The 20391-nt window shown below is 66.1% G+C and carries 15 protein-coding genes; 7 read left to right on the plus strand and 8 right to left on the minus strand.

Annotated features, from left to right (window positions below; all coding sequences use genetic code 11):
- Nucleotides 1-3: 3 nt before the first annotated feature.
- Genes glgC through NN5_RS06700 form a run of 3 tightly spaced genes read right to left on the minus strand, consistent with a single transcriptional unit; the run spans nucleotide 4 to nucleotide 5889 of the window.
- Entirely contained in the window at nucleotides 4-1266 is a 1263-nt protein-coding gene (gene glgC, locus NN5_RS06690) for a glucose-1-phosphate adenylyltransferase (RefSeq protein ID WP_084384779.1), read from the minus strand.
- Nucleotides 1267-1297: 31 nt separating this feature from the next.
- Entirely contained in the window at nucleotides 1298-3463 is a 2166-nt protein-coding gene (gene glgB, locus NN5_RS06695) for a 1,4-alpha-glucan branching protein GlgB (RefSeq protein ID WP_067733223.1), read from the minus strand.
- Nucleotides 3460-5889, minus strand: coding sequence for a glycogen/starch/alpha-glucan phosphorylase (locus NN5_RS06700; RefSeq protein ID WP_067733225.1), 2430 nt, complete (start codon nucleotides 5887-5889; stop codon nucleotides 3460-3462). Before NN5_RS06700 ends, glgB begins: the two co-directional genes overlap by 4 nt.
- A 329-nt stretch (nucleotides 5890-6218) precedes the next feature.
- Here NN5_RS06700 and NN5_RS06705 point away from each other — a divergent pair, with 329 nt between their 5' ends.
- Both NN5_RS06705 and NN5_RS06710 read left to right on the plus strand, forming a co-directional pair.
- On the plus strand, nucleotides 6219-7496 hold the full coding sequence (locus tag NN5_RS06705) for a cation:proton antiporter (protein WP_067733227.1): 1278 nt from the start codon (nucleotides 6219-6221) through the stop codon (nucleotides 7494-7496).
- Complete coding sequence (locus NN5_RS06710) at nucleotides 7493-9289, plus strand: DUF389 domain-containing protein (RefSeq protein ID WP_067733229.1); 1797 nt, start codon at nucleotides 7493-7495, stop codon at nucleotides 9287-9289. The genes NN5_RS06705 and NN5_RS06710 overlap by 4 nt, the downstream gene beginning before the upstream one ends.
- A 100-nt stretch (nucleotides 9290-9389) precedes the next feature.
- Here the strand turns inward: NN5_RS06710 and NN5_RS06715 are convergent, their stop codons facing one another.
- A complete protein-coding gene (locus NN5_RS06715; RefSeq protein WP_067733231.1) occupies nucleotides 9390-9809 on the minus strand; it encodes a GlcG/HbpS family heme-binding protein in 420 nt (139 codons plus the stop codon).
- A gap of 264 nt (nucleotides 9810-10073) precedes the next feature.
- Between NN5_RS06715 and NN5_RS06720 the strand changes: the two genes are divergently transcribed.
- Complete coding sequence (locus NN5_RS06720) at nucleotides 10074-11360, plus strand: HD-GYP domain-containing protein (RefSeq protein ID WP_067733233.1); 1287 nt, start codon at nucleotides 10074-10076, stop codon at nucleotides 11358-11360.
- A 7-nt stretch (nucleotides 11361-11367) separates the two neighbouring features.
- Here the strand turns inward: NN5_RS06720 and NN5_RS06725 are convergent, their stop codons facing one another.
- The 3 genes from NN5_RS06725 to NN5_RS06735 form a co-directional block, all read right to left on the minus strand.
- The gene (locus NN5_RS06725) at nucleotides 11368-11793 is read right to left on the minus strand and encodes a GNAT family N-acetyltransferase (protein WP_067733235.1); all 426 of its coding nucleotides are present in this window, start codon (nucleotides 11791-11793) and stop codon (nucleotides 11368-11370) included.
- A gap of 210 nt (nucleotides 11794-12003) precedes the next feature.
- Entirely contained in the window at nucleotides 12004-13788 is a 1785-nt protein-coding gene (locus NN5_RS06730; protein ID WP_067733237.1) for an SLC13 family permease, read from the minus strand.
- Nucleotides 13789-14005: 217 nt separating this feature from the next.
- On the minus strand, nucleotides 14006-15571 hold the full coding sequence (locus tag NN5_RS06735) for a carbon-nitrogen hydrolase family protein (protein ID WP_067733239.1): 1566 nt from the start codon (nucleotides 15569-15571) through the stop codon (nucleotides 14006-14008).
- Between the two features lie 185 nt (nucleotides 15572-15756).
- On the opposite strand from NN5_RS06735, the gene NN5_RS06740 reads away from it, so the two are divergent.
- On the plus strand, nucleotides 15757-16029 hold the full coding sequence (locus NN5_RS06740) for a hypothetical protein (RefSeq protein ID WP_067733241.1): 273 nt from the start codon (nucleotides 15757-15759) through the stop codon (nucleotides 16027-16029).
- A 24-nt stretch (nucleotides 16030-16053) separates the two neighbouring features.
- Here the strand turns inward: NN5_RS06740 and queF are convergent, their stop codons facing one another.
- Entirely contained in the window at nucleotides 16054-16515 is a 462-nt protein-coding gene (gene queF / locus NN5_RS06745; protein ID WP_067733277.1) for a preQ(1) synthase, read from the minus strand.
- Nucleotides 16516-16653: 138 nt separating this feature from the next.
- On the opposite strand from queF, the gene NN5_RS06750 reads away from it, so the two are divergent.
- Genes NN5_RS06750 through NN5_RS06760 form a run of 3 tightly spaced genes read left to right on the plus strand, consistent with a single transcriptional unit; the run spans nucleotide 16654 to nucleotide 20171 of the window.
- On the plus strand, nucleotides 16654-17832 hold the full coding sequence (locus NN5_RS06750; protein ID WP_067733243.1) for a hypothetical protein: 1179 nt from the start codon (nucleotides 16654-16656) through the stop codon (nucleotides 17830-17832).
- A 27-nt stretch (nucleotides 17833-17859) separates the two neighbouring features.
- Nucleotides 17860-19092 carry a cystathionine beta-lyase gene (gene metC, locus NN5_RS06755; RefSeq protein ID WP_067733244.1) on the plus strand — a complete coding sequence of 411 codons (1233 nt, stop codon included), beginning with the start codon at nucleotides 17860-17862 and terminating at the stop codon, nucleotides 19090-19092.
- A complete protein-coding gene (locus NN5_RS06760) occupies nucleotides 19089-20171 on the plus strand; it encodes a mechanosensitive ion channel family protein (protein WP_245656295.1) in 1083 nt (360 codons plus the stop codon). Before metC ends, NN5_RS06760 begins: the two co-directional genes overlap by 4 nt.
- Nucleotides 20172-20391: the final 220 nt, after the last annotated feature.

Raw genomic sequence — 20391 nt, forward strand, 5'->3', positions numbered from 1 at the left:
GGATCACAGCTCCAGCCGGTCTATCATCGGCTTGGTTATCAGACAGACCCCGTTGTCGGTACGGCGAAAACGCTGGCCGTCAAGCTCCGGATCTTCCCCGACCACCAGCCCTTCGGGAATGCGCACGCCGGAATCGATCACCACCCGGCTCAGACGCGCATGGCGGCCGATGTTGCAGTAAGGCAGGATCACGGCCTCGTTCACGCTCGACCAGCTACCCATCTTCACGCCGGTGAACAGCAGCGAACGGCGCGCCAGCGCGCCCGAGACGATGCAATCCTGGCTGATCAGCGAGGAAATCGCCTCGCCCCGCCGTCCTTCCTCGTCATGCACGAACTTGGCCGGCGCGGAAACGACCGTGTCGGTCCAGATCGGCCATTCGCGATCGTACATGTTGAGCTTGGGTACAGTGTCGGTGAGGTCGAGATTGGCCTCGAAATAGGCATCCACGGTGCCCACGTCGCGCCAGTATTCCTCGATCTCTTCCGCCGCGCGGATGCAGGAATTGGTGAAGCGATGCGCCTGGGCCTTCCCGTGCTTGACGATATACGGGATGATGTCGCCGCCGAAATCGCGCTTGGAGTTCGGGTCGGCCGCGTCGCGGCGCAGTTCCTCGAACAGGAAATCGGTGTTGAACACATAGATCCCCATCGAGGCGAGCGCATTGTCCGGATCGCCCGGAATGCATGGCGGATCGGCCGGCTTTTCAAGGAACGAGGTGATCACATCGTCCTTGTCGACATGCATCACGCCAAAGCCCGTTGCATCCTTGCGCGGCACCACCAGGCAGCCCACCGTCACGTCCGCGCCCGAGTTGACGTGCTGCTGCAGCATCAGCTCGTAATCCATCTTGTAGATGTGATCGCCCGCCAGGATCACCATGTACTTCGGATTGTGCGCGGCAATGATGTCGATGTTCTGGAACACCGCGTCGGCCGTGCCTTCATACCAGAGCATTTCGGAAATGCGCTGGCTGGCGGGCAGGATGTCGAAGCTCTCGTTACGCTCGGGACGCATGAAGTTCCAGGCGCGGTTCATGTGCCGGATGAGGCTATGCGCCTTGTACTGCGTGGCAACGCCGATCCGGCGGATGCCGGAGTTGATCGCGTTGGACAGCGCAAAGTCGATGATCCGGCTCATACCCCCGAAATAGACCGCCGGCTTGGCGCGATTGTCGGTCAGTTCCTTCAGCCGGCTCCCCCGTCCTCCGGCCAGGACATAGGCCATGGCGTCTCGGGCGAGTGGCTGTCCGATCGGCGTCCTCATCTTGCGTCTCTCTCTCCTTCCAGGCTGCGAACTAGCCTGCGTATTCCAGCATTATTGTCGCCAATGGCGGCAAGGTGACGGTGGCATGGCCGTCCTGCGCCCTGACTTGTCCCAGATTGCCCTTGCCCGATCCGCCGTAGTGGACGGAATCGCTGTTCAGCACTTCGTTCCACTTGCCCGCCAGCGGCAGGGGCAAGTGGTAGTCGGTCCGCAGGGCCGGAGTCATATTGGCGATCACGGCAACAGGATTCGCGCCCGGCGCCTTGCGCAGCCAGGCAAACACCGAGTTCTCGGCATCGTCCACCACCAGCCATTCGAAGCCGTCCGCCTCGCAATCGCCGGCATGGAGCGCGGGTTTGCTGCGGTAGAGCCGGTTGAGATCCTTCACCAGATTGCGCACGCCTTCATGCGCAGGCGCATCGCGCAAGTGCCAGTCGAGCGCGCGTTCCTCGCTCCATTCGCGGCGCTGGGCGAATTCCTGGCCCATGAACAGCAGCTTCTTGCCGGGATAGCCCCACATCAGCGTATAGTAGGCGCGCAGGTTCGCGAACTGCTGCCAGTCGTCCCCGCTCATCTTGGCAAGCAGCGAGCCCTTGCCGTGCACGACCTCGTCGTGGCTGAGCGGCAGGACGAAGTTCTCCGAAAAGGCGTACATCAGCCCGAAAGTGATGTCGTTATGGTGGTAGCGCCGGTGCACGGAATCGCGGCTCATGTAGCGCAGCGTGTCGTGCATGAAGCCCATGTTCCACTTGAACCCGAAGCCCAGCGCCGAGCGGCCGCCGCGCTCGTCGGCAGGCTGGGTCACGCCGGGCCAGGCCGTGGATTCCTCGGCGAAAGTGATGAACCCGGGATGCTGGGTGTAAACCGCGCGGTTGGTGGCGCGCAGGAAATCGACCGCTTCCCAGTTCTCGCGCCCGCCTTGCTGGTTGGGGATCCACTCCCCTTCCTTGCGCGAATAGTCGCGGTAGAGCATCGAGGCGACCGCATCGACGCGCAAGCCATCGACATGATAGCGCTCGGCCCAGAACAAGGCGTTGTTGACGAGGAAGCTCGAAACCTCGCGCCGCCCGAAATTGTAGATCAGCGTGTTCCAGTCCGGCTGGTAGCCCAGCTTGGGATCCTCGTGCTCATAGAGCGCAGTGCCGTCGAAGCGGATGAGGCCGTGTTCGTCGGTCGGGAAATGGGCCGGCACCCAGTCGAGGATCACACCGATCCCGGCGCGGTGCGCGCCGTCGATGAAACGCGCGAACCCCGCCGGTTCGCCGAAGCGCGAGGTCGGGGCGTAAAGGCCGGTGGTCTGGTAGCCCCACGAAGGATCATAGGGATGCTCGCTGACCGGCAGGAACTCGATATGGGTAAAGCCCATCTCGACGACATAAGGGATGAGCTGGTCCGCCAGATCGTCCCACTGCAGGAACCAGTTCCAGCGGTCGCGCTGCCAGGACCCGGCGTGGACCTCGTAGATCGAGACCGGCACCTTGCGCGGATCGACCGAGGCCCAATGCGCGCGGTGATCCTCATCCCCCCAGTCGAGCTTGGCCGGGACCGCCGTCATCGAGGCATTGTCGGGGCGGATTTCCGACATGAAGGCGAAGGGATCGGCCTTGAGCGGCTGCACCGCCCCGTCGGCACCGACGATATGGTATTTGTAGGCCCGGTAGTCGCCGATGTCGGGAAGGAAGATTTCCCACACGCCGATGTCCCTGCGGTTGCGCATGACATGGCGCTTCGGATCCCAGTCGTTGAAATCGCCGACGACGCTCACCTGCCGCGCATTGGGCGCCCAGACCGCGAAGTGCACGCCCTGGCACCCTTCGTGCTCGATCAGGTGCGCGCCCAGCTTGTCGAACAGGCGAAAGTGCGTGCCCTGCGCGATCAGCAGGTCGTCCACCGGGCCCAGGACCGGCCCGAAGGTATAGGGATCCGTCACCAGCCAGTCATGCCCGTGCGCGCTGCAGCGGTAGCGGATCGGCTGCGGGGTAACGCCCAGATGCCCTTCGAACAGGAACCGGTCGTCCACTTTCCCCAGCACGCCGAGGCTGCGGCCATCGAGGCTGAACGCCTCGACTTCTTCCGCGCCCGGCAGAATCGCCCGGGCAAAGGTGCCGTCAGGTCCGGAATACGTACCGAGAAGCGCAAACGGGTCTGCGTGGGTGCCTTGCAGCAGGGATTCGATGGCGCTTTCGGTTGGCTTCACAGGACCTTCCAGATATCCCTCGCATATTCGCCGATGGTGCGGTCGGAGGAGAACCATCCGACATTGGCAATATTCCGGATCGCCGCCGCGCGCCAATGGGCCTTGTCTTCCCAGCGCGCATCGACCGAACGCTGCGCAGCCGCGTAGCTGTCGAAATCCGCCGCGCACATGAACCAGTCGTTGTCGTAGATGCCGCCGACGAGGCTCGCATAGCGGTTGCGGTCGTCGGGCGAGAACACGCCCGAGGCAATCGCCGACAGCGCCTGCCCGAGTTCGCGCGACCCCTCGATGATCTCGCGCGGATTGTAGCCGCTGGCCCGCTTGTGGGCGACTTCCTCGGCCGTGAGGCCGAAGATCACGATGTTCTCGTCCCCCACATGGTCCTTGATCTCGACATTGGCGCCGTCGAGCGTGCCGATGGTGAGCGCCCCGTTGAGCGCGAACTTCATGTTGCCGGTGCCCGAGGCTTCCATGCCCGCGGTCGAAATCTGCTCCGACAGGTCCGCCGCCGGAATAATCCGCTCGGCATAGCTGACATTGTAGTTTGGCACGAACACAACCTTGAGCAGCCCGCCGACAGAGGGATCACTGTTAACCCTCTTCGCGATGTCGTTTGCCAGTTTTATGACAAGCTTGGCATTGTGATAGCTCGGCGCCGCCTTGCCGCCGAAGATCTTCACGCGCGGCACCCAGTCACGCTCGGGGTGGCTGCGGATCTGGTCGTAGAGTGCCACCGTCTCGATCAGGTTGAGAAGCTGGCGCTTGTATTCGTGGATGCGCTTGATCTGCACGTCGAACAGGGCATCAGGATCGAGACGGATGCCCATGGTCTTCTTGATGTAGTCGGCCAGCATGACCTTGTTGGCACGCTTGACCTCGTGAATCCGCTCGCCCAGCGCGGCGTCGTCCGCAAAGGCATTCAGATCGGTGAGCTTTTCCGCATCGTCGAGGAAAGCATCGCCGATCGCATCGCGGATCACCTTGGTCAGGCCCGGATTGCACTGCTGCAGCCAGCGGCGCGGGGTGACGCCATTGGTCTTGTTGTTGATCCGCGTGGGATAGAGCGCGTGGAGATCGGCGAAGACCGTCTCCTTCATCAGCTCGGTATGCAGCGCGGCCACGCCGTTCACCGAATGGGCGCCGACGAAAGCCAGATTGGCCATGCGCACGCGGCGTTCGCCGCCCTCGTCGATCAGCGAGATCGCCGAGACCTGCTCATCGCTGCACCCGGCCTTGCGCGCTTCGCGCAGGATGCGGCTGTTGATCGCATAGATGATCTGCATGTGGCGCGGCAGCAGCCGTTCGAACAGCGGCAGCGGCCAGGTTTCCAGCGCCTCGGGCAGCAGCGTATGGTTGGTATAGCTGACGGTCTGCTTGCAGATCTCCCAGGCCTCGTTGAATTCGAGACCGTGGGCATCCACCAGCATCCGCATCAGCTCGGCCACCGCGACCGAAGGGTGCGTGTCATTGAGCTGGATCGCCGCCTTTTCGGGCAGCGTGCGGATATCGCCTTCGTACTGGACGTGGCGGCGCACGATGTCCTGGATCGAGGCGGCGGTGAAAAAGTATTCCTGCCGCAGCCGCAGCTCCTGCCCCGCCGGGCTGGAATCGGCCGGATAGAGCACGCGCACCAGGCTGTCCGCCCGCACCTGCTCCTCCAGCGCGCCGATATGGTCGCCGGCATTGAAGGCATCGAGGCGGATCGGATCGAGCGCGCTGGCGGTCCACAGGCGCAGCGTGTTCACCCGCTTGCCGCGCCAGCCGACCACCGGCGTATCGACCGCCGTCGCTTCGACTTCCTCGGCCGGGGTCCAGATCACCCCGTCGCCCTCGGCCTCTACCTCGCCGCCGAAGCCGATGCGATAGGTGCTCTCGACGCGTTCGAATTCCCAGGGATTGCCGTGGGCCAGCCAGGTTTCCGGCAGCTCCACCTGCCAGCCGTCATCGATACGCTGGCGGAACATGCCGTTCACATAGCGGATGCCGTAGCCGTAGGCGGGAATGTCGAGCGTGGCGAGGCTCTCCATGAAGCACGCCGCCAGACGGCCCAGACCGCCATTGCCGAGCGCGGCGTCCGGCTCCAGTTCCTCGATCGCGGCGAGGTCCAGCCCATGCGCGGCCAGCGCCTTTTCCATCTCGCGGGTCATACCCATGTTGGACAGGGCATCGCGCAGGAGCCGCCCGATCAGGAACTCCATCGAGAGGTAGTAAACCCGCTTTCCGCCCTCGTCATAAGTACGGCGGGTCGAGCTGATCCAGCGGTCGATGATCTGGTCGCGCAGCGCATAGATCGAGGCGGTGTACCAGTCGTGCTGCTTGGCCGCGCGCTCGTCCTTGCCGACACGATGGCGCAGGACGCGAACAATGTGCTGATCGAATTCGGACGGTGCGGGGGACTTGGGTGCGGAAACGGGATCAACAGCCACGAAAGCACTCCTTGACAGACCGGCACGAGAACCTGCCACAGGCCCCGCACACGGCACCGGTTATCGCCTTCGCGGGGGCGACTTCCCGCTCTCTTCCCAACCTTCCTCTCCATGGCTAGCACAGGCCGGAATTGCGGCAAGACTGATTGTGCTGCGCCGCAAAAAATATTCACCGGCATGGCCCGATCGATGGCCCCATCATCGACAGGTTCCGCCCGGGACCGCGAAGCCTGCGGCGCGCCTCCGCTTCAGGTCCGGCACCTGACGCGCAAAAACTGCGGTGCGGGAAAAGCTAGGAAATCCACGGCAGTGACGCTAAACATCAGGTCATGCATGACCTGACAGCGTTCGACGCCGCCGCCATCCTCATCGTGCTGGCCGCCGCTCTTGGCTATCTCAACTACCGCGTGCTCGGATTGCCATCCACGGTGGGCCTCACGGTCATGGGCACGCTCGCCTCGCTGCTGGTCGTGGCCATCGACCGGCTGATCCCTTCCAGCACGCTGGCCGAGCAATTGGGCGGTTTCCTGGCCGATGTCGATTTCTCGACGACGCTGACGGAGGGAATGCTCTCGTTCCTGCTGTTCGCAGGCGCCATGCACGTAAGCTGGACCGCCATGCGCAAGGGGCGCTGGCCGATTCTGGTGTTCAGCACCGTGGGCGTGATGCTTTCCACCGCGATCGTCGGCTTCGCGTTCCAGGCCCTGACCCTGGCACTCGGGGTCGAGATACCGCTGATCTGGTGCCTCGTGTTCGGCGCCCTGATCAGCCCCACCGATCCGGTCTCGGTCATGGCGGTGATGAAGCGCGCAGCCATGCCGGACACGCTGCAGGCCACAGTCGCGGGTGAAAGTCTGTTCAACGACGGCATCGGCGTTGTCGTCTTCACCATTCTCGTCGCCGTCGCCACCGGCACCGAAACCTTCAGCTGGTCCTTCGCGGTCAGCCATTTCCTGCGCGAGGCGCTGGGCGGCGCCGCGCTGGGGCTGGCCGTGGGCTGGATCGGCTTCGTGGCGATGAAGTCGATCGACGAATACATCATCGAGGTCATGATCACTCTTGCCGTCGTGATGGGCGGCTACAGTCTGGCGATGGCGCTGCATGTCAGCGGCCCTGTCGCCATGGCGGTGGCCGGGCTCATCATCGGCAATGCCGGCGTGGCCCATGCCATGAGCGACGTCACGCGCGATCACGTCATCAAGTTCTGGGCCCTGATCGACGAAATCCTCAACGCCGTGCTGTTCCTGCTGATCGGCCTCGAAGTCATCGCACTGGAATTCAAGCCCAGCTACATCGCGGCGGGCGCGGGCGGGATCCTGATCGTGCTGGCCGCGCGGATGATCTCGGTCGGCGTGCCGCTCATGGCGATGACGCGGATCATCAACATGGGGCCGATGGCCTTTCCGACGCTGGTATGGGGCGGTCTGCGCGGCGGCATTTCCGTGGCGCTCGCGCTCGGCCTGCCCACATCCAACATCCGCACCGAGCTGCTGGTGGCGACGTATATCGTGGTGATCTTCGCGGTGGTGGTCCAGGGCGGCTCGATCGGCTGGCTGATCCGCCGCATGAAAGACCGCTTTGCCCCGGAACTGGAGCTGGACCGGTGAGCGAGGCGCCCGTCCCCCCGGCTCCCGGCGAAGAGAGCATCGCAAGCGATAGCGCGGAAGCACCGGCGCCGCTGCCCAATCTGGCGGCCCGGATCGATGCGCTGTGGCATCGCCGGCCGCACTGGGTGCGGCGGACCGAGGCCTTCTTCCACCTGCTGCGCATCCGCTTCGCCCATGCCGTCCTGCTGCCCGAGCTGACGCCGGATCAGGCCTATGACTTGCGCCAGACCGTGCGCAAGGACGGGCAGCTCACCAACGGCTATATCCTGATGTGCGCGCTGGCCGCCGGGATCGCGACGCTGGGCCTGCTGCAATCGTCCACCGCCGTCGTCATCGGCGCGATGCTCGTCTCGCCGCTGATGAGCCCGATCGCGGCGATGGGCTTCGGCTTTGCCTCGCTCGACGGCCACCGCATCCGCGATGCCGTGAAAGTCGTCGCGATCGGCGCGCTGATCGGCATTGTCACGGGGATGCTGCTGACCTGGCTTTCGCCGATCCGCAATGCCACGCCCGAAATCCTCGCGCGCACCGAGCCCAACCTGCTCGACCTCGCCATCGCGCTGTTCTCGGGCCTTGCGGGCGGCTATTCGACCGTGATCGGCAAGGGCGGCACCGCCATCGGCGTGGCCATCGCCACGGCGCTGATGCCCCCGCTCACGGTGATCGGCTATGGCATCGGCGTGTTCCAGCCGATGTTCGCGATGGGCGCACTGCTGCTGTTCCTCACCAACCTGGCTGCGATCACGTTCGCCTTCGCCCTCGTCGCCCGGCTGTCCGGCGCGGCCCGCCCGCTCGGCAAGGTGGAATGGACGCCGCGCTATGTCGCGATCCTGATCGCCGCGTTCCTGGCGCTGGCCACCCCGCTGTCGATGACGCTGATGAAGCTGTCCAACGAAGCGCGCATCCGCGCAGCCGCGCGCAGCGCGATCGTGGAAGCCTGCGGCAAGAAAGGCGTCACCATCGCCCAGCTCGACGTGAAGACCGGCGTGTTCAGCCTGCCCACGATCGATGCCCTGGTCATCGCGCCCAGCTATTCGACCAATGCCGCCAAGCAGGCGGAAACGCTGATCCGGCAGAAGCTCGGCGAAGACGTCGCCGTCAATCTCCAGCAAGTGCTCGCCGCCGACGTGCAGGCCCAGACACGCGCCATGGTGGACGCCGCGATGGAGCGCACCACGGCCGGCATCGCCGCCGACGTGCCGCCGTTCAAGACGATCCGCGAGGCAGTGGGCCTGCCGACCCGCTCGCTGTGGACCGACCGTGCCCAGCGGATGGTCTATGTCGATCCGGTGCCGGCTCCCGGCTGGACGCTGAGCGACTATCGCACGGTCGAAAGCCAGGCCAGCAAGGGCGTGACCGGCTGGACCGTGCGCCTCGTCCCGCCACCCCAGCCCAGCCTGACCGTGCTCCTCGCAAAGGCCACGCCCGCCGAGGGTGAGGCCGTCGCCCCGCCGCCGCCCGACGCCATTCGCAGCGATCTGGCGCTATGGGCGCTCGCCCGCTGGGGCATCAGCAAAGTCACGATCTCCGGCGCCGACCCGGCCGACGCGGCCGGTCTGACCAAGCTGCTTTCGGATGCAGGGATCGAATCGCAGGTCATCGCGCCGCCGCAGGACAAGCCGGAGGAAAGCGAACGCGGCGATCTGGCACCGGCGCCCGCGCCGGTCGCGACGATCGGCGTCTATGCCCGCAGCCCATCCCAGCTCGCGGCGGCCCAGGCCGCCAAGGCCGCGGAAGAAAAGGCCGCGGCCGAGCAGGCCGCAGCGCAAGCGGCCGGAAATCCGCAGGAGTAAAAGACCGGGCCGCTCTCGGCGAGCGGCCCGGTCCATCGGTTTTCCTGTTTCACCGGGCGGGGCACCGGCACGGTATCTTCCCCCGCGGGTCGCCAGCCGCTCAGCCAGCCACCAGCCCCGCAGCCGAAATCCCGGCGAATGCAGCCTCCTCGTCCTTGTCGGACAAGTCACCGCTGACACCGACGGCGCCGAGCAGCGTACCGGCCGAATCGCGGATCAGCACGCCGCCCGCCGCCGGGATCAGCTTGCCGCTCCAGGCCGCCGAAAGCGCGGCCATGAACTGCGGGCGGTCCGCCGCCATGTCGCCAAGCTTGCGGCTCGACACGCCCATCGCCAGGGCCCCTGCGGCCTTCCCTCCGGCAATGTCGGGACGGCCATATCCCGATCCATCCTCGCGCTCCATCGCCACGAGGTGGCCGCCTGCATCGAGCACGACGACGGTCAGCGGATTGAGCCCCATCTCGCGCCCCCTGGTGCGGGTGGCGGCAATGAGAATGCGGGCCTGCTCTAGAGCAATCATAGTAAAGTCCTGTATTTTCCGGGGAGGGGAAGGAATGCTCCGCGTAGCCGGTGAAGCCGGTTGCCATCAAGCCGGAATGGATAGCGTCCGGGCGAGCTGCCCGGCGGCTTCGCGCCGCTTCGCCGCCGCACGGCCCATGCCCCGGGTTCACAAGCCGTTTACGTAATTGTACGCTTCGTTAACGCGCCGTTTGCCAAAGCCGTACCGACTCCATTTAGCAGCCAAGCCGTATCGCCAGAGACCTGACAAAACCTTGGCGGTCGCATGGCACTTAAACAGATTTCCACGTCTCAGGTCGAAATGGGCATGTTCGTTCACAGCTTTCAGGGAAGCTGGCTGAACCACCCCTTCTGGAAAGCCCGCTTCCTGATCGAGGACGAGGATCGACTGGAAGCCGTGCGCCAGGCCGCGCTCGACGGCGTGGTGATCGACACCGATCGCGGAGCCGACCTGCCCCGCCAGGACGAGGCGCCTTCGCAGCGCGGTCCCGCGCTGCATCCGGCGCTGAAAGCCCGCAACCAGCGCATGGCCGCCGCAGCCCCGCAGCCCGCCGCCCCGGCCCCGATCCGCGCGCCCATTCCCCGTACCGCCAGCGTGGGCGTGGCGCGTGAATTCGGGAATGCGCGCCGCGTCGCCGGACAGGCCCGCAAGGTCATCTCCAAGGTCTTCATCGAGGCCCGGCTGGGCAAGGCGCCGCGCGTGGCCGAAGTCACGCCCGTGGTCGAGGACATCTATGCCTCGATCGAGCGCAACCCTTACGCCTTTTCCGGGCTGATGCGCTGCAAGTCGGAAATGGAGGCGATCTACCAGCACATGCTCTCGGTCAGCGCGCTGATGGTGTCGCTGGCCCGGCAACTGGGGCTATCCCCGCAGGAGACGCGCACGGCGGGCATGGCCGGGCTGCTGCTCGATGTCGGCGTGAGCCGTCTCGACATTGACCCCACCGCCCTGTCAGGCGGCCTGCAGGACATCGACGAGGACCTGTGGCACCGCCACTGCTATGTCGGACGCGATCTGCTGGCGGCCGACGGGGAAGTGCCCGAGGAAGTCCTCCAGGCCGTGGCGCGCCATCACGAGCAGATGGACGGCACCGGCTTCCCGCAAGGCCTTGCCGACCGCGAGATCGACCTGATCTCGCGCATGGCGGCCGTGTGCGACCGCTACGACCTGCTGGTCTCGGGCGCCGCCACCGGCGGCACCATGGACCCGGCCGAAGCCATGCGCCTGATGATGGGCCGCGAAGGCATGTTCGACGGCGAAGTGCTCGCCCGGTTCCAGGAAGCGCTCGGCGTCTATCCGGTCGGCTCGTTCGTGCGCCTGCGGTCGGACCGCATTGCCATGGTGATCGATCAGGACCCGTCGGAACCGGCCCTGCCGACCGTGCGCGCGTTCTTCTCGCTCGCGACCGGCAAGCACGTGAAGGCCAAGGTGATCGAACTGGCGAACTGCTTCGGCGAGGATGCCATCGCCGGCATCGCCGACTTGTCCGAACTCGGCCTGCCCCCGGCGGAAGAGCTGCGCGAACAGCTGCTCACGGTCGGGGCGAAGTAGGCGGGCGTCAGGGCCGCAGACGTTTTCGCAGAAAGATCCGCACATTGTCGCGCGGTGCGTTTTCGAGCGCCCCGAACACCTCGTACCCCCGCTTTTCGTAGAAACCCCGCGCCTGAAACGTAAACGTCGTCAGCCACGACCCCACACATCCCCGGTCGAGCGCGATCTTCTCCGCACGGAGCAGCAGCTCCGAGCCGAGGTCGCGCCCCCGCAAGGCCGCCGGGACGACCAGATATTCGACGAACAGCCAGTCATAGACGGTCTTTCCCCACAGGCCACCGATGATCGCACCGTCCTTGTCGGTGACGGTAATCGCCACGGGCCGGGGATCGGCCGGATAGCCGTTCTCGGCGTTGAACTGCGAGAGGGGGGCCAGGATCGCATCCCGAATGGCATCGGTCGGCGCGTCGCATACGGTAAGGGTGGTATCCATGCCGCTCTATAGCGCGATGCGGCGAACCGCCACCATCGCGAAATCCATTCCCGCCGCCTAGTCACCCGAAGCAGAAGTTAGCATCCCAATTCCCCGTCATCCCCGCGAAGGCTGGGATCCCGCTTCTGGCGGCATGGCCTGAGGCAGAGCAGCGGGGCCCCCGCCTTCGCGGGGGCGACGAATTATGAGGCAAACTTCGCTCCCAGCAGCCTAGATCCCGTACCAGAACACCAGCGAGGCCGAGAGCGTCGCGACCATGATCGCCACCAGCGGGATGCCCGAGCGCAAGTAGTCGGCGAACTTGTAGTCGCCTTCGGCCAGGATCATCATGTTGGTCTGGTAGGCGACCGGCGTCGCGTAGCACAAGTTGCAGCCGAACAGCACCGCCAGCACCAGCGGCTCCGCAGGCAGGCCGAGCTTGGCCGCGATGTTGAAGGCGATCGGCGTGCCCACTGCCGCCGCCGCGGAATTGGACGCGAAATTGGTGAGCGTCGTCACGAAGATCATAATCGCGGCAAGCACGCCTGCCGGCGGCAGGTATTGCAGGAAAGCCGCCATGATGCCTCCCAGCCAGGCCGCCGCGCCGGAGACCAGCATGAACTTGCCCAGCGCGATCGAGGCGGCGACCAGCACGATGACTTGCCCCGAGAGCGCCCGCCCTGCCCGCTCGAAGCGCACGCAGCCGGTCGCGAACATCAGGATGGCGCCTGCCAGCGCCGAAATCGCGATCGGCACCAGGCCCAGCGAGGCCAGCCCCACCGATCCCAGCATGATCGCCAGCGCCACCGGCGCCTTGCCAGAGCGCGCGATTTCCTGGCCGCCTTCCAGTTGCAGCAGCCCGTCCGCCTCGCGGAAGCGCTGCAGGTCCTCCGGCATACCCATCACGAGCAGCACGTCGCCTTCCTTCATCGGCGCATCGGGCGTGTGCTGCCGGGTATCGCGCAGCGGCTGGCGGACATGATGGACGCCGAGCATGGCGACGCCTTCGAAACCTGCGGTCTTGGGCGTCAGGCCGATCAGCCGGCTGTCGGGCGCGACGATCATCTCGGCGACCATCAGGTCCTTGCCCGAGCGCCCGGATTCGCTGCGGATCTTCTCGACCAGCCAGTGCGGCGCCAATGTCCCCGACAGCTTGCGCGCGGCCTCCTGCAACCCTTCGAAGGTGCCAGTCGCAAGCACCCGGCGATGGACGTGGCCGCCGGTCGAAGGCGGCAGCCAGGCCTCGACGCCTTCGGGCAGCCGGCCGCGCGCTTCCTCGATGGTCTTGCCGCGCATCGGCGAATCCGCGGCAATGCGCAGCTTGGCCAGGAACCGGCGGCTCTGCGAGGCCACTGCCCGCGTATTGTCGGGCAGCAGGCGCGGCATGACCAGCCACATATAGGGCAATGCCGGCAGGAGCGCGATCAGCACGATCGGCGTGAACTCGAAGACATGGAACTGCCGCATCCCGAGATCCTTGGCGATCGAGACCACCAGCAGGTTGGTCGAAGTGCCGATCGTGGTCGACATGCCGCCGATCAGGATCGCCGCGTTCACCGGGATCAGCGTCTTCGAGGCTGGCATTCCGTCCTGCGCGGCCATCTGCACCAGGATCGGGATCATCAGCACCAGCACCGGCGTATCGTTGATGACCATGCTGAGCAGCAAGCACACGACCAGCGTCACCAGCATCGCGATGGTCTTGTTATGGCGCCACATCTGCGCCAGCAGGCGCGCCGCCGGGTCGAGCGCGCCGGTCACGACCATGCCGCGCCCGAGGATCATCAGCGAGCAGATGGTGACGAGCGCGTAATGCCCGAACCCCTCGAAGGCGAGCTGGAGCCCGGCGTACTTGTCCTGCCCCGGCATCGGCATGACGTAGAGCAGCAGCGCAATCGCGGCGATGGTCAGCAGCGAAACGATCTCGACCCGCAGGCGGCCGTTCATGAAGCCATAGAACATGGCCAGCGCGATCAGGATGGCGCTGGCGGCGTGAAGATCGGGAAGCAGGGTCATCGGGCGCGCACGCCTATGCTGGATTTCCCTGTGCCGGATTTCCCTGTGCCGGATTTCATTGTCCGCATCCCACCACCTTCGTCATTGCGAGCGGCCAGAGGCCGCGCGGCAATCCAGGGGCGGTTTGCGCCGCCCTGGATTGCTTCGCCTTTGGCTCGCAATGACGAAGCAGAATGGAGCGGAAGGGAGCGGGACAGAGCCATATTCAACACTTGGCTCAGCCCTGCGCCTGCGTCCATTCGACGCGGTAGAGGTCGAAGCGGCGGTCCTTGAGGTTCTGCACCGCGCCCGTCTGGCGCGCGGTCAGCAAGGCGTCGAGGCTGAGGTCGGCGATAGCGATGGTTTCCGTGTTGGGCGCCGTGTCGGCCGCGACACCGTCGCGCGAGAACGGGAAATCCGAAGGCGTGAGGATCGCGCTTTCGGCATAGTGGACGTCCATGTTCTCCACGTTCGGCAGGTTCCCGACAACCCCCGATGTGACGACATAGCACTGATTTTCCACGGCTCGCGCCTGGCAGCAGTAGCGAACCCGCAGATAACCGCGCCGCTCGTCGGTGCAGAACGGCACGAACATCAGCAGCGCCCCCTGATTGACCAGGTGGCGGGCCAATTCCGGAAACTCGCTGTCATAGCAGATCATCACGCCGATCGGGCCGCAATCGGTGGGGATCACATTCGCGCCATAGCCGCCCCTGATGTTCCACCAGCGGCGCTCGGACGGCGTGGGATGCAGCTTCTGCGTCTCGTGCACCGCCCCGTCGCGCAGGAAGGTATAGGCGATGTTGCGAATCTCGCTCTTGCCGTGCCCCAGCTTCACGCGCGTCGGGTGCGAGCCGCCGATGATATTGATGTTGTAGCTGACCGCCATCTTCTGCATGAATTCGACGAAGCGATCGGTATATTCCGCGATCTTCTCGATAGCCTTGGCCGGTTCCAGCTTCTTCGCCTCGATCGAAAGCAGCTCCAGCGTGAACAGCTCGGGAAACACCACGAAGTCGCTCTCGTAATCGGCCGCGACATCGACCCAGTATTCGACCTGCTCCTCGAACTGGTCGATCGTCTCGATCTTGCGCATCATGAACTGCACGGTGGCAACCCGCACGTTGGACGGCACGCGCTCCTTCAGTCCGGGAATGGCCTTGCCGGTATCGCGCGGGGCCAGCGGATTGGTCCAGTACATGATGACGGCATTGCCGCCGCTTTCCTTGTCGTTCGGCAGGTAGTCGGGAAGGATGCCGCGCGCCTCATAGCCCTGGCTCATCTGGAAATTGATGACCTGGTCGCGCAGCTTCTTGTCCTTCACCGCCTGCAGGTAATCGGCGGGATTGGGATAGGTCCGCTTGCGGCGGTAATAGCCGGGCATACGGCCGGCAAAGGCAATGCCCTTCAGCTCGAAATACTGGCACAGCTCCTTGCGCTTGCGGTAGAGGCGCTGGCCGATGCGCAGGCGGCGGTAATCGGGATCGACGCAGACTTCGAAGCCATAGAGCACGTCGCCATCCTCGGCGGGCGGACGGCCATAGCCGCCGTTGCTGATCTCTTCCCAGGTATGCGGCTTGAAGGCGAGATCGGCGGTAATGATCATCGTCGCGCAGTGGCCGACAACCTTGCCTTCGTATTCGGCGACGAACTGGCCTTCGGGAAAATTGATCACCTGCCCCCGGATCTCCGCGCGGGTGAAGGCATCGGCCTTGCCATAGACTTTGACCGAGAGGCGGGCGATCGCCGGGGCGTCTTCGACAGTGGCCTGGCGGATGATGAGCTTGGCTTTGGTTTGATCCATGGCCGCCCTAATACGCGCAAGGCTTCACACGGTTCCAGTGGGGAATGCCACATCGTCCCGGCTTCCGGTCCGCTAAATGGCAAATATCGCCTGCCGGGACGATCTGGATCAAAGAATCACGTCCCGATCTCGGGATAGATAGAGCCACCCCGGCCGTTATCCCTGGCAAGGAAGGAGTTTTCTGGATGAGCGCAGTTCTGTTCGCCCTTGCCCTGTTCGGATGTTCGGACGATGCGACCGCGTGCCGCCGCCTCGACATGCCCGTCCACACTTATGCCACCCGCGCGGAATGCACGGCGGAAATGGACGAGGCGCTAGACAGCGAAGCGGCCATGCGCGCCGATGCGCCGACGGTCTATGCGCAGTGCCTTTCCAGCCGCCAGCTCGCCGCGTTCAGCAAGGGCACCGTGGACCTCAACCGCATCAACGACATGCGGCTCGCCTCTGCGGCGAACTGAACGGGCTCTGGTCAGCCCCGTTATTCAGCCCCTGCCGCGGTAGCCCGGTACGCCCTGATCGGGCACCCACAGGCCCTCGGGCGCCGCGCCGGACTGCCAGAACACGTCGATCGGAATGCCGCCGCGCGGATACCAGTAGCCGCCGATGCGCAGCCAGCGCGGCTTCATCTCGTCGAACAGGCGCTGGCCGATGCCGACCGTCACATCCTCGTGGAAGCCCGCATGGTTGCGGAACGATCCCAGGAACAGCTTGAGGCTCTTCGATTCGACGATGCTCATCTGCGGCGCATAGTCGATCACCAGATGCGCGAAATCGGGCTGGCCGGTGACAGGGCACAGCGAGGTGAACTCGGGCGCCGCGAAGCGCACGAGATAGAGATTGCCCACGCGCGGATTGGGCACGTAATCGAGCACCGCCTCTTCGGGCGAGGCCGGCAAGGCGCTGCTCTGGCCAAGGTGCAGGGGGGAAAGGGGTGTATCGCTCATGCCCCGGCCATGCCGCCAACGCCGCGCCCTGACAAGCGGCAAGTGCGTCCGGTTCGCCTGCCCCGCGCCACGGCTGGCCGCGCGGGCGAAGCGCATTAACACGCGGTTCAGCGCCGGAGCGCCTCTGATCGCCCGGTCATGAGGGGCATATCGGCATTCCTGGCAGCCACGCTTGCGGCCACGGCACTTTTCCCGGCGCTCGCCGCCGCGCCCGTCCGCGCGCAATCGCTGGGCGGCTGGAGCCTGCCCGCCCCCGAGGCCAGCAACGCGGCCCCGACTGCACATCCGGCAGCACAGGGGCCGGTCGATGCGCAGAACCCGGTGGTCCGCCCGGCAGCTTCCGAAACCAGCGCCCCCGAAACCGCGGCGCCCGAGCCCACCGTTTCGGCATCGCCCGCACCGGCGCCCGTCATCACGCCGCCCCCGGTCCGCGCGGCGCCGCAGGCCGCCCCCCGCTCCGGCCCTGCTCCATCTCCTGCTCGCCCGGCACCTGCCCCGGCCAGCGAACCTTCCACCGCAGCGCCCGCTGGAACGCCCCAGCCGGAACCCGCGCCTGCCGTGACGGAACCGGCCTCCCGGACCGTTCCCACCTCCCCCGCGCCGGACGGCTCATGGCCCGCGTGGTGGTGGATGCTTCCCGCCGGGCTTGCCATGCTGGCAGCGGCCCTTCTCCTCTGGCGACGCCGGTCCCGGCAGGAGGAATCCGAGGCTCCGGAACCCCTTGCCGCGCCGCCTGCGCCGCGCCCCTCGCCCGCACTCCGCCCGGCGCCCGCGCCTGAACGGCCGCGTGCGGGCGGGGATCTGCTGTTCGAACCCACAGCCATGCGGCTCTCGCTCGTATATGCCACGCTGCAGTTCCGGCTGGTCCTGACCGCGAAGACCGAAATCCCGCCGGGCAAGCTCATGGCCGGCATGATCTCGGCCCATGGCTCGCTGCCGCAGGCCCTGCAGCTTGCCCCGCCGGTCGAGGCGCTGGACATGGTGCAGGCCTTTCCCGCGATGGTGCCGGGGCAAGTGCTCGATGTGAAAGGCGAACTGCAAGTGCCGCTCGCCTCAGTGCGCCCGGTGCAGCGGGGCGGCGCTTCGTTCATGGTGCCGCTGGTGCGGCTGGCCCTGCTGGGCGAGGACGGCCCGGCGCTGCCGCGCCTCGAACTCGGCTTAGTCTTCACCGTGGGCCTTGCCGGAGGCGGCCCGGCGCTGGCGCCGCTGCGTATCGACACCGGCCCGCGTTCCTTCACCGGCCTTGCCTCCCGCGAAATCGAATCCGCGCGCCGCACGGTGCTCTTCGGCCTCGACCCTGCCCGCGCGGCGGGCTAGGCTTCCCGCTCGACAGCGGAGAAGACCTTGAGCGATACGAGCAATTTGGAAGATGCGGCCCCCGGCACCAGGATCGTCGGAGCCGGACGGCGCCAGGAATGGACCGGCCCCGTCGTCAATCCCCCGGTCTGGCGCGCCAGCACGCACCTCTACGAAAGCACCGCCGCGCTGGCCGAAGGGCCGCGCCACAATGAAGACGGCCGCTTTTTCTACGGCCGCCGCGGCGCGCCGACGCAATGGGCGCTGAGCGAGGCGCTGACCCAGATCGAGCCGGGCGCGGCGGGAACCGTGCTCTATCCCTCGGGCGTCGCGGCGATCGCGGGCGTGCTGCTCACCGTGCTGCGCCCCGGCGACGTGCTGCTCATCAGCGACAATGCCTATGACCCCAGTCGCGCCATGGGCAAGGGCCTGCTCCATGACTTCGGCATCGAGCCGCGTTTCTTCGACCCGCTCGACATTCCCGCCTACGAAGCCGCGTTCTGCGAACGCACCCGCGCGGTGCTGCTGGAGGCGCCGGGCAGCCTGTCGATGGAAGTCTGCGACTTGCCCGAACTGGCCCGCATCGCCCGCGCCAAAGGCGCTATCTCGGTGCTCGACAACACCTGGGCCAGCCCGCTCGGCTTTCAGGCGCTGGAAAAGGGCATCGACATTACCCTGATGGCGCTGACCAAGCATGTCGGCGGCCATTCGGACCTGATGATGGGCAGCGCCAGCGCCGGGCCGGAGCTTTACGCCCGGCTGCGCGCGCGCGCCCAGCAGCTCGGCACCGTGGTCTCGCCCGACGATGCCGCGCTCGCGCTGCGCGGCCTGCGCACGCTGCATCTGCGCCTGAAGCAGGAAACGGACAGCGCGCTGGCCATTGCCCAGTGGCTGTCGCAGCGCGCAGAAGTGGCGCAAGTGCTCTGCCCGATGCTGCCCGGCGCGCCGGGGCATGACCTGTGGAAGCGCGATTTCACTGGCGGCTGCGGATTGTTCAGCTTCGTGTTCAAGGGCGGCGACGCAGCGGCGCGCAACCGCTTCGTCGATGCGCTCGGCCTGTTCGGGATCGGTTTTTCCTGGGGCGGCTACGAAAGCCTCGCACTGCCGATCGATCCCGCCGCCTACCGCAGCTGCATGGCCTGGCCGCCGGAACCAGCATCGGCACCGGCGCCGGTGTCAGCAGGAGACCGTTTCGGCGTGCGCCTGGCGATCGGCCTGGAGGACCCGGCAGACCTGATCGCCGATATCGAGCAGGCCCTTACCGCCTGGAGCGCCCCGTGATCGCGGCGCTCGCCGCTGCCGCCACCGCTGCGGCCGCCACCGGCGTGCCGACCGGCGATGCCAGCGCCGCCGCCAATGCTGATGTGCTCGTCCCCAGCCCGGTGCCCGCCGTGACCCAGGCCATAATGGACCAACCCGTCGCCGGAGCGGAAGGGCTGAAGAACGTCGTCGCCGCGCGCAGCGACACGATCGGCGGCATCGTCAACACGCTGGACAGTCTGGCAATACAGGTCGGCAGCACGCGGGTGTCGCTCTGGGACATGACCGTGGTCGTGCTGGTCGTGGTGATCATGAGCAGCATCGCCTGGACGGCCAGCAAGCTCGCCCACCGCCTGCTCGCCAACGCGACGCGGCTGGACCTGACCCAGCGCCTGCTGGCCGAGAAGATGACGAGCCTCGTCGTCTGGGCCATCGCCATTCTGGTCGGCATCGACATTCTCGGGATCGACCTGACCGCGTTCACGGTGTTTTCCGGCGCTTTCGGCCTGGCCATCGGCTTCGGCCTGCAAAAGACCTTCGGCAACCTGATCGCGGGCATCATCCTGCTGATGGACAAGTCGATCAAGCCGGGCGACGTGATCGCGATTACCGATCAGGCGGGCAATTCCACGTTCGGCCAGATCCGCCGCATCGGCATCCGCGCCGTCTCGCTGACCACGCGCGACCAGAAGGAATACCTGATCCCGAACGAGAACCTGATGATCAATCAGGTGGAGAACTGGTCCTATTCCAGCAAGAACGTGCGCATCCAGGTGCCGGTGGGAATCGCCTATTCCTCCGACATCGTGAAGGCCGAGGAACTGATGCTGCAGGCCGCGCGCTCGGTAAAGCGCATACTCAAGACCCCGCCGCCGACCGCGTGGCTGGATGCCTATGGCGACAGCAGCGTGAACTTCATCATCCACTGCTGGATCACCGATCCCGAGGAAGGCACCGGCAACGTGCGCTCGGAAGTGCTCAAGGCGCTCTGGCACCTGTTTCATGAACACGGGATCGAGATCCCCTTCCCCCAGCGCGACCTCAACTTGCGCGACAACGAGGCCTTTCGCGATCTGGTGGAGGCGATGCGCAAGGCCTGATCCTGCCGGAGGACGGGCACGCGCCATGCTCCGCAGGCGAGCGCGGAATAACGCCGGGGAAGGACACGGCAAGCACGAAGGGAACATCGGGCCGGCGCCGGGGCGCCCGTTGCAAAGGGCGCGATGGGGGTGTGCCGTCACGTGCGAATGGCCGGGTAGCGGCAGGCAGCCCGGCTCGGCCCTGACGGAACGGTTCTGACCGGCGCGGCGGGCTCGCAGC

Origin of the sequence: Novosphingobium naphthalenivorans NBRC 102051, assembly GCF_001590985.1 — a bacterium.
GTDB lineage: Bacteria > Pseudomonadota > Alphaproteobacteria > Sphingomonadales > Sphingomonadaceae > Novosphingobium > Novosphingobium naphthalenivorans.

What these genes read in the sequence shown, in the direction of transcription:
- NN5_RS06725 (WP_067733235.1), bottom strand. Translation starts at nt 11,793, where the DNA reads ATGGATACCACCCTTACCGTATGCGACGCGCCGACCGATGCCATTCGG.
- NN5_RS06740 (WP_067733241.1), top strand. Translation starts at nt 15,757, where the DNA reads ATGAGCGCAGTTCTGTTCGCCCTTGCCCTGTTCGGATGTTCGGACGAT.
- queF (WP_067733277.1), bottom strand. Translation starts at nt 16,515, where the DNA reads ATGAGCGATACACCCCTTTCCCCCCTGCACCTTGGCCAGAGCAGCGCC.
- NN5_RS06750 (WP_067733243.1), top strand. Translation starts at nt 16,654, where the DNA reads ATGAGGGGCATATCGGCATTCCTGGCAGCCACGCTTGCGGCCACGGCA.
- NN5_RS06730 (WP_067733237.1), bottom strand. Translation starts at nt 13,788, where the DNA reads ATGACCCTGCTTCCCGATCTTCACGCCGCCAGCGCCATCCTGATCGCG.
- NN5_RS06735 (WP_067733239.1), bottom strand. Translation starts at nt 15,571, where the DNA reads ATGGATCAAACCAAAGCCAAGCTCATCATCCGCCAGGCCACTGTCGAA.
- NN5_RS06720 (WP_067733233.1), top strand. Translation starts at nt 10,074, where the DNA reads ATGGCACTTAAACAGATTTCCACGTCTCAGGTCGAAATGGGCATGTTC.
- glgC (WP_084384779.1), bottom strand. Translation starts at nt 1,266, where the DNA reads ATGAGGACGCCGATCGGACAGCCACTCGCCCGAGACGCCATGGCCTAT.
- NN5_RS06705 (WP_067733227.1), top strand. Translation starts at nt 6,219, where the DNA reads ATGCATGACCTGACAGCGTTCGACGCCGCCGCCATCCTCATCGTGCTG.
- NN5_RS06715 (WP_067733231.1), bottom strand. Translation starts at nt 9,809, where the DNA reads ATGATTGCTCTAGAGCAGGCCCGCATTCTCATTGCCGCCACCCGCACC.